This window comes from Pseudomonas sp. SDO55104_S430 (genome assembly GCF_054070595.1).
Map to the genome: position 1 here is coordinate 1 of NZ_JBSVXG010000248.1, position 7702 is coordinate 7702.

Annotated in this window: 10 protein-coding genes; 3 read left to right on the top strand and 7 right to left on the bottom strand. The window is 61.0% G+C overall.

Annotated features, from left to right (window positions below):
- Positions 1 to 67: 67 nt before the first annotated feature.
- Positions 68 to 490: a multidrug/biocide efflux PACE transporter gene (locus ACW9JE_RS26425; RefSeq protein ID WP_457434417.1), complete on the bottom strand. Its 423-nt coding sequence runs from the start codon at positions 488 to 490 to the stop codon at positions 68 to 70.
- Positions 491 to 579: 89 nt separating this feature from the next.
- On the opposite strand from ACW9JE_RS26425, the gene ACW9JE_RS26430 reads away from it, so the two are divergent.
- Positions 580 to 1434, top strand: a complete 855-nt coding sequence (locus ACW9JE_RS26430; protein ID WP_457434418.1) for a LysR family transcriptional regulator — start codon at positions 580 to 582, stop codon at positions 1432 to 1434.
- Positions 1435 to 1692: 258 nt separating this feature from the next.
- Here ACW9JE_RS26430 and ACW9JE_RS26435 read toward each other — a convergent pair whose 3' ends face one another.
- From ACW9JE_RS26435 to ACW9JE_RS26445, 3 genes are read right to left on the bottom strand one after another with little or no spacing between them, the layout of a single operon-like run.
- Entirely contained in the window at positions 1693 to 2925 is a 1233-nt protein-coding gene (locus ACW9JE_RS26435; protein ID WP_457434424.1) for an RNA polymerase sigma factor, read from the bottom strand.
- Position 2926: 1 nt separating this feature from the next.
- Positions 2927 to 3271, bottom strand: a complete 345-nt coding sequence (locus ACW9JE_RS26440; RefSeq protein WP_175380547.1) for a YciI family protein — start codon at positions 3269 to 3271, stop codon at positions 2927 to 2929.
- Between the two features lie 27 nt (positions 3272 to 3298).
- Positions 3299 to 3724: a YybH family protein gene (locus tag ACW9JE_RS26445; RefSeq protein ID WP_224539511.1), complete on the bottom strand. Its 426-nt coding sequence runs from the start codon at positions 3722 to 3724 to the stop codon at positions 3299 to 3301.
- A 140-nt stretch (positions 3725 to 3864) separates the two neighbouring features.
- Between ACW9JE_RS26445 and ACW9JE_RS26450 the strand changes: the two genes are divergently transcribed.
- The gene (locus ACW9JE_RS26450) at positions 3865 to 4350 is read left to right on the top strand and encodes a GNAT family N-acetyltransferase (protein WP_457434419.1); all 486 of its coding nucleotides are present in this window, start codon (positions 3865 to 3867) and stop codon (positions 4348 to 4350) included.
- A 136-nt stretch (positions 4351 to 4486) separates the two neighbouring features.
- On the opposite strand, the gene ACW9JE_RS26455 is transcribed toward ACW9JE_RS26450, so the two are convergent.
- From ACW9JE_RS26455 to ACW9JE_RS26465, 3 genes are all read right to left on the bottom strand, one after another.
- Complete coding sequence (locus tag ACW9JE_RS26455; protein ID WP_457434420.1) at positions 4487 to 4975, bottom strand: GNAT family N-acetyltransferase; 489 nt, start codon at positions 4973 to 4975, stop codon at positions 4487 to 4489.
- A 95-nt stretch (positions 4976 to 5070) separates the two neighbouring features.
- The gene (locus ACW9JE_RS26460) at positions 5071 to 5556 is read right to left on the bottom strand and encodes a GyrI-like domain-containing protein (RefSeq protein ID WP_457434421.1); all 486 of its coding nucleotides are present in this window, start codon (positions 5554 to 5556) and stop codon (positions 5071 to 5073) included.
- A gap of 67 nt (positions 5557 to 5623) precedes the next feature.
- Positions 5624 to 6286: a LysE family translocator gene (locus tag ACW9JE_RS26465; RefSeq protein ID WP_457434422.1), complete on the bottom strand. Its 663-nt coding sequence runs from the start codon at positions 6284 to 6286 to the stop codon at positions 5624 to 5626.
- 138 nt (positions 6287 to 6424) lie between these two features.
- On the opposite strand from ACW9JE_RS26465, the gene alaC reads away from it, so the two are divergent.
- Positions 6425 to 7636, top strand: coding sequence for an alanine transaminase (gene alaC / locus ACW9JE_RS26470; RefSeq protein WP_457434423.1), 1212 nt, complete (start codon positions 6425 to 6427; stop codon positions 7634 to 7636).
- Positions 7637 to 7702: the final 66 nt, after the last annotated feature.

Below are 7702 nucleotides of genomic sequence, written 5' to 3' on the forward strand. Positions count from 1 at the left end.
TGAACAGTCAACATGGATGTTGAATGTAACGGCCTCTTCGCGGGCAAGCCTCGCTCCTACAGGGGGTTTACGCGCTGATCATACGAGCCCGCATCACGTCGTACGCCAAGTGGTAGATGTAGGTGTACGGCAGGAAAAACAGCAACACACCGATATCCAGCAAGAACGCCTGCCACAGGCTGATGTTCAGCCACCACGCGATCAGCGGCACGCCCAGTGCCACCAGGCCTCCCTCGAACAGCAGCGCATGCACCACCCGCGTCCAGGCGTTGTGGGTGATGGAAAAGTGCTTGAGCACACGATCGAAGTAGCCGTTGAACACGACGTTCCACGCGAGGGCCAGTGCGGCCATGGCGATGGTCACCACGCCCATGTCGAGCATCGGCTTGTCCATGATCCACGCCAGCAACGGGGTACAGATCAGGATCGCGAGCAGTTCGAAACCGATGGCCTGGAAAATACGTTCAGTGATGGATTTGTTGGCAGTCATGACCGACTCCCTCATGTGGGTGTGGTTGCCATGGTCCGATATCGCACCGATACTTCATAACCAATAACCATCGATCAAGGCGATAGTTCATGGCTTCCCAGGAAGTGTTGCAGGCGTTTGTCCAGGCGGCGACACAGGGCTCGTTTTCCGCGGCGGCGCGCAAATTGGGCCGCAGTCAGTCCACGGTCAGCGCGGCGGTGGCGAGCCTTGAGATCGATCTGAATCTGATTCTGTTCGATCGCAGTAGCCGCAAGCCGACCCTGACTCCTGCCGGGCACGTGATGTTGCAGCGGGCCGAAGAGATCCTTGCCGCTACCAGTCGACTGGAAATGACTGCCAGCCAGTTGTCCCAAGGGGTCGAGGCGAAACTGACGGTGGCGTTGTCCGACACCTATCAGTCGGACCGCTTCGAGGCGGCGCTGAGTGCGTTCGAGCAGCGTTATCCGGATCTGGAGCTGGAGTGTCTGATCGCCGAATGCGATGACTTGGTGGCATTGGTGCAGAGCGGTCGGGCGAATGTCGCGTTTGCCGAGATGCAGGAGAGTTATCCGCCGGATCTGGTGAATTCAACGGTGGACGAACGCACGGAAATCGCCCTGTTCGTCTCGCCTGCGCATCCGTTGGCGACGACGGCCGATATCGATCAGGACGTGCTGCAACAGCACCGTGAGTTGCGACTGGCGACCATCGTCAATCCCTATGAAAGCCGCGCCAGGGGACGGGTCTGGTCGGCGCCGAGTTACCTGATGCTGCTGGAAATGGCCCAGGGTGGATTTGGCTGGGCACCGCTACCGCGCTGGCTGGTGGAGCGGTTCGGGCCGGGGACGTTGCAGGAGCTTGAAGTGCGTGGGTGGCCGAAAACGGTGTATGTGGATGCACTGTGGTCGCGGCTCAATCCGCCGGGGCCGGCGGGGAGCTGGTTGTTGGGGAAGATGCTGGAGTGAAGGTCCTGCGGACCATCGCGGGCAAGCCCGCTCCCACAGTGATGGGTGGTGTTTACAAGTTTTTGTGAACGACTCAAAAACCTGTGGGAGCGGGCTTGCTCGCGAAGGCGGCGTGTCAGTCACCATCAATGTTGAAAGTGCCGGCCTCTTCGCGGGCAAGCCCGCTCCCACAGTGGTTCGGTGGTGTTTACAAGTTTTGTGAACGACTCAAAAACCTGTGGGAGCGGGCTTGCCCGCGATGAGGCTTGTGAGATCACCTCACTCCAACGCCCTAAGCCGAGCCTCTATAAACCGCCGCTCCGGCACCTGCTGGGTCAGCTCCAGCGCCCGCTCATACGCCGCACGCGCCTGCTCAACCCTCCCCAACTGCCGACAAAACTCGGCCCGCGCCGAGTGCGCCAGGTGGTAATCCTGCAGCTCACCGCGCTCCAGTATCGCCTCGACCAATTCCAGCCCCGCCAACGGCCCATCGCGCCTGGAGATGGCTGCCGCGCGGTTCAGTTCGATGACAGGCGATGGCACTACCCGCAACAGCACGTCATACAGCCCGACGATCTGCTCCCAATCCGTCTCATCCACCGACGGCGCTTCGGCATGCACGGCAGCAATCGCCGCTTGCAGGCAATACGGCCCGAACCGCCGGCTCCCCAGCGCCCGTTCCACCAGCGCGCAACCTTCGGCGATCATCTCGCTGTCCCACAAACTGCGGTCCTGCTCATCAAGCAAAATCAGCTCACCACTGGCCGAAGTCCGCGCCACCCGTCGCGACTCGTGCAGCAACATCATCGCCAAAAGCCCCATGACCTCCGGCTCCGGCAATAACTCCATCAACAACCGCCCAAGACGAATCGCCTCGCGGGTCAGATCCTCCCGCGTCACTTGCGCCCCACCGGACGCCGAATACCCCTCGTTGAACACCAGATAAATCACCCGCAGTACGCTATCGAGGCGCTCGGGCAATTCCGCCAGGGACGGCACCTGATAAGGGATTTTCGCGTCGCGGATTTTCGCCTTGGCGCGCACGATGCGCTGGGCGATGGTGGCCGGTGCCGAGAGAAAAGCCCGGGCGATTTCTTCCGTGGTCAGGTCGCACACTTCACGCAGGGTCAGCGGCACCTGAGCGTCCGCCGCCAAGGCCGGGTGACAACAGGTGAAGATCAGGCGCAGGCGATCGTCTTCCACGTCTTCGTCACTCCAGTCGGCCTGTTCCAGCTCTTCGAGCTGCGCGACCAGCATCGGACGCGAGGCGGCGAAGCGCGCGCGCCGGCGCAGCACATCGATGGCCTTGAAGCGCCCGGTGGACACCAGCCAGGTGCGCGGATTGTCCGGCACGCCGTCCTTCTGCCAGCGCTCGACCGCGACGAAGAACGCCTCGTGCAAGGCCTCTTCGGCAAGATCGAAGTCACCGAGCAGGCGGATCAGGGTCGCCAGGATGCGCCGCGATTCCTGGCGATAGACCTGCTCGACCCGCGCCTGCACCGATGCCGGCATCTCAGACATTCAACTGCCGTACGGGACGCACTTCGACGCAACCCACCCGGGCCGCCGGGATGTCGCCGGCCACCTGCAAGGCTTCGTTCAGATCCCGGGCATCAATCAGGTAGAAGCCGGCCAGTTGCTCCTTGGTTTCGGCAAACGGCCCGTCGGTGATCGACAGCTTGCCGTTGCGCATGCGCACGGTGGTGGCGGTCTGCACCGACTCCAGCGCCTCGGCCGCAACCATCCGGCCGCTGCCCTGAACCGACTCGGCGTAGGCCATGCACTCCTCGTCCTTGGGGCTTTCCGGCAGCGAATGCAGCAGGCGCTCATCGCTGTAGACCAGGCATAGGTATTTCATCGCGCTCTCCTGAACCAAGTATTCAAATCAGGGCTGCAGATTGAACAGCGCAGCGCCGCTTTCCATGTCGAACGGTGCCGACCAGTGTTCGTGGACAATGCGCCATTGCCCTGCTTCACGGCGATAGCAGGCGCTCACGCGCATCCAGCAGGCCTGGGTTTCGCCCTGCTCGTTGGTGCCGCCGCAATGGGCCAGCCAGTAAGCGAAGGCGATGTGTTCGTCGGCCACGACCGTCATGTGGTCGAAATCGAACTTGTGCGGACCGGCGCACATTTCCATGCAGGCCTGCCAATGCGCGCGATAGGCCGCCTTGCCGCGAAATTGCAGGGCCTTGACCGCATCGAAGGAGACGATGTCATCGCCATAGAAGCTCATGATCCTGTCGACGTCCTTGGCCACGACGGCCTGGCGGAAAGTCTCGATCAGGGTTTCGATTTCTTGGGTTGCGCTCATGGTGGTTCTCCGTGGTTTTTGTTTTGAAGACACACTTAGTCGTCTGGCGATCCAGCGAATCGACAGATGAAATAAAAATAATCCAAAGCGGCGGAATCGCTAGAATCGAGGCTCATTCATGCAGGAAAAAGGACACTTCCATGACAGCTGAACTCGTGCCTTACGAAAGCCTGACGGCGTTGCAGCGCCAGCAGGTCGAGGCGATTGAGGTTCATCCGCAGCAGATCAAGTACTCCGGCGACATTCACGGTGCGCTGCACACCCTGCTGTCCCGGCCGGGCCCCGGCGTTAAAGGATTTGCCCTGCTGGCAAACGACATTCCCGTGGCCTTTCTGCTGCTCAAGCGACCGCCGGCGCTGCCGGCGTGGGCCAATGAACACAGCGCCACGCTGCATGCGCTTCAGGTCGATCAACGGGTTCAGGGCAAGGGTTATGGCAAGGCTTGCCTGCAGGCGCTGCCCGCCGCAGCGCGTGAGGCCTGGCCGGAAATCCGGGGACTGGAGTTGTCGGTGGATGCGGACAATGAATCGGCGATTGGGCTGTATGCCAGGTATGGTTTTGTCGACAGTGGCGAGGCGTACAGGGGGCGGATCGGCTACGAGCGGCGGATGGGGATGATCTTCTGAAATCCTCTGCTCTCTGTAGGAGCGAATTTATTCGCGATGGTCGTTAACGATGACGCGGGGAACCTGATTCCCCGCGGTGTTCTTGCGTGCATCGCGAATAAATTCGCTCCTACAGCGGAGAAGCACTGCGGTGGAATCAGAGGGTCAGCACCATCTCATGCCACGCCATGCCGCCATGGTCGGACGCCGATGGCTTGATGTAGGCAAACCCGAACCCGGCATACAGCGGAATATGCCGTTCCTTGCACATCAGATGAATGGTCGCCTTGCCCATCCCCTTCATGCGCTCGATGAACTCGGCCATCAACAGTTTCGCCAGTCCCTGCCCCTGAAAATCGGGGTGCACCACCACCGACATGATCACCACGTTCGGGCCCGCCGGGTCATGGCCGATCAGCTCCTTGAATGCTTCGTCGGACATTTCCACCTGAAACGCCGCGCCGGAATTGATGAAACCGGCCACCACGCCATCCACTTCAGCCACGATGAAACCTTCTGGCCAGGTGGCGATGCGGGTAGCGATTTTCTCCCGGGTCGCGGCTTCGTCGCCTTCGTAGGCAAGGGTTTCGATGGCGTAGCAGCGGTCCAGATCGGCGGGGGTGACGTTGCGGATGACGGTGTTCATGGCGGCTCGGAATCGGCGTGGGAAAGGCCGGGAATCATATCAGCCACTGAACGACATCGAGAGACGAATCGCCAGACTCGCCTCTCGATTAAGGTTCAAGCGGTAATCGGCAGCCAGATTTCAATAGTGCCGGTGTTGAGCTGCGGGTTGAAATCCGCGCTGTAGCGCTCGAACTCCGGGCCCGATGAGTGCTGGTAGCCGGATTGCGGCAACCAGGTGCCATGGATGTACTGGAAAACCTGCGGCAATTGACTCAGCGGGCCCTTGTGCTCGAACACCGCGTATTGCTGGGGCTGGATCTCGACCCAGCGGTAGGTGTCCGGCAGATCGTCGAGTTTGCTGATCGCCACCCCGGCGAGGTAATCGAAGCCGCCCTGGCCGTCGAAATTGAAGCCGACGCCGTAGGTCTCGTCGCCTTTCTGCCCCGGAACGTTGCCGCAATGGGACGCGAATTTTTCCCAGAGCGCGGGAATGTCCTTGACGGTCTGCTGGTTGAATCGTCCGCCTAATCCTGCGATCAGCTGAAAGTGACCATGTTCGATACGTGGTTCGGCCAGTTCGACGCGTGTTTGCTCATCCATGGCTCGACTCCTGAAGGGAAAAAGTGGGTTCGGCTGGGAGTATAGAGGCCAAACCCGATTCGCCAACTTACAGGGAGTGCAACTGCTCGACGGCGCCGGAACCGACGAACTCGTTGTAACCCGATTGAATCACGTAGACCGCGAAATAGCAGAAGATCGCTGCCGATGCCATGTAGGAATAGCGCAGCAGCTTGTCGCCCAGCAACTTGCCGCCGTGGCTTGCCGCAAAGCACAGACCGGCGCACCACAGCAGCCCGGCGCAGAGGAAACCACCCAGGAACAATGCAGAACTCAGGGGACCACCACCGCCGGAGCGGGCAATCAGCGTGCCGCCCACCGCGGCGAACCAGAGGATCGCGCTGGGCGACGACATGGCGAGGAAAATCCCGCGAAAGAACTCCTTGCGATGGGAGTTGTTGCCGACCTCGGCGGTTTCGGCCAGCAGCGCCTCATGGTGGATCGCCGAATAAATCATCTTCGCCGCGAAATACACCAGCAGCGCCGAACCGCCGATCCACAACACCCAACGCACGGTTTCATATTGCAGCAGAACGGTCATCCCGGCCAGCGCCAGCACCGCGTAGATCAGGTCACCGACGCAGGTGCCCAGGCCCAGAGCGAAGCCCTGAAAATAGCCGCGTTGCATCGCCAGAGTGATCATCGCGATGTTGGCCACACCAATGTCCAGGCACAGCGAAAGGCTCAGCAAGAAGCCGCTGGTGAATTCCATCTAACCCTATCCTTCGGAAAAATTTGTTTACATCGAGGCTGGACAGTCTGTCACAGCTGCCCGTACATTGCGCCCCAGGCCACCGCAGTGGCCAGCGTCGCTCGGACGGTTCCGGGCGCTTACGTTATCGAGGCAACAATGGCCGAACAAGGTTCGCCGCGCCGCTTTGCGCGCATAGATCGACTCCCCCCCTACGTTTTCAACATCACTGCCGAGCTGAAGATGGCCGCCCGTCGTCGTGGCGAAGACATCATCGACTTGAGCATGGGCAACCCCGACGGCGCCACCCCGCCGCATATCGTCGAAAAACTGGTCACCGTCGCCCAGCGCGAAGACACCCACGGCTACTCGACATCCAAGGGCATCCCGCGTCTGCGTCGGGCGATTTCCAACTGGTACAAGGACCGCTATGAGGTCGAGATCGACCCCGAGAGCGAAGCCATTGTCACCATTGGTTCCAAGGAAGGCCTGGCGCACCTGATGCTGGCAACCCTGGACCAGGGCGACACGGTGCTGGTGCCCAACCCGAGCTACCCGATCCACATCTACGGTGCCGTGATTGCCGGCGCCCAGGTGCGTTCGGTGCCGCTGGTGCCGGGCGTGGACTTCTTCGATGAGCTGGAGCGAGCGATTCGCGGCTCGATTCCGAAGCCGAAGATGATGATTCTCGGCTTCCCGTCCAACCCTACCGCGCAGTGCGTGGAGCTGGATTTCTTCGAACGGGTGATCGCCCTGGCCAAGCAGTACGACGTGCTGGTGGTGCATGACCTGGCCTACGCCGACATCGTCTACGACGGCTGGAAAGCCCCGTCGATCATGCAGGTACCTGGCGCCAAGGACATCGCGGTGGAGTTCTTCACCCTGTCCAAGAGCTACAACATGGCCGGCTGGCGCATCGGTTTCATGGTCGGCAACCCGGAGCTGGTCAACGCCCTGGCCCGGATCAAGAGCTACCACGACTACGGCACCTTCACCCCGCTGCAGGTCGCGGCGATTGCCGCGCTGGAAGGCGATCAGCAATGCGTGCGCGACATCGCCGAACAGTATCGGCAGCGGCGTAACGTGCTGGTCAAGGGCCTGCATGAACTGGGCTGGATGGTCGAGAATCCGAAGGCTTCGATGTACGTCTGGGCGAAGATTCCTGAGGCTTATGCCCACATGGGCTCGCTGGAATTCGCCAAAAAGCTGCTGGCCGAGGCCAAGGTCTGCGTCTCGCCGGGGGTGGGTTTTGGTGAGTATGGCGATGATCATGTGCGCTTTGCGCTGATCGAGAACCAGGACCGGATTCGCCAGGCTGTGCGGGGGATTCGCGGGATGTTCAGGGCGGATGGCCTAGCCAAAAACACTTAACCCTGTGGGAGCGAGCCTGCTCGCGATAGCGGTCTTTCTGTGACATTCACAGTGACTGATACACCG

What these genes read in the sequence shown, in the direction of transcription:
- ACW9JE_RS26425 (WP_457434417.1), bottom strand. Translation starts at nt 490, where the DNA reads ATGACTGCCAACAAATCCATCACTGAACGTATTTTCCAGGCCATCGGT.
- ACW9JE_RS26430 (WP_457434418.1), top strand. Translation starts at nt 580, where the DNA reads ATGGCTTCCCAGGAAGTGTTGCAGGCGTTTGTCCAGGCGGCGACACAG.
- ACW9JE_RS26435 (WP_457434424.1), bottom strand. Translation starts at nt 2,925, where the DNA reads ATGCCGGCATCGGTGCAGGCGCGGGTCGAGCAGGTCTATCGCCAGGAA.
- ACW9JE_RS26440 (WP_175380547.1), bottom strand. Translation starts at nt 3,271, where the DNA reads ATGAAATACCTATGCCTGGTCTACAGCGATGAGCGCCTGCTGCATTCG.
- ACW9JE_RS26445 (WP_224539511.1), bottom strand. Translation starts at nt 3,724, where the DNA reads ATGAGCGCAACCCAAGAAATCGAAACCCTGATCGAGACTTTCCGCCAG.
- ACW9JE_RS26450 (WP_457434419.1), top strand. Translation starts at nt 3,865, where the DNA reads ATGACAGCTGAACTCGTGCCTTACGAAAGCCTGACGGCGTTGCAGCGC.
- ACW9JE_RS26455 (WP_457434420.1), bottom strand. Translation starts at nt 4,975, where the DNA reads ATGAACACCGTCATCCGCAACGTCACCCCCGCCGATCTGGACCGCTGC.
- ACW9JE_RS26460 (WP_457434421.1), bottom strand. Translation starts at nt 5,556, where the DNA reads ATGGATGAGCAAACACGCGTCGAACTGGCCGAACCACGTATCGAACAT.
- ACW9JE_RS26465 (WP_457434422.1), bottom strand. Translation starts at nt 6,286, where the DNA reads ATGGAATTCACCAGCGGCTTCTTGCTGAGCCTTTCGCTGTGCCTGGAC.
- alaC (WP_457434423.1), top strand. Translation starts at nt 6,425, where the DNA reads ATGGCCGAACAAGGTTCGCCGCGCCGCTTTGCGCGCATAGATCGACTC.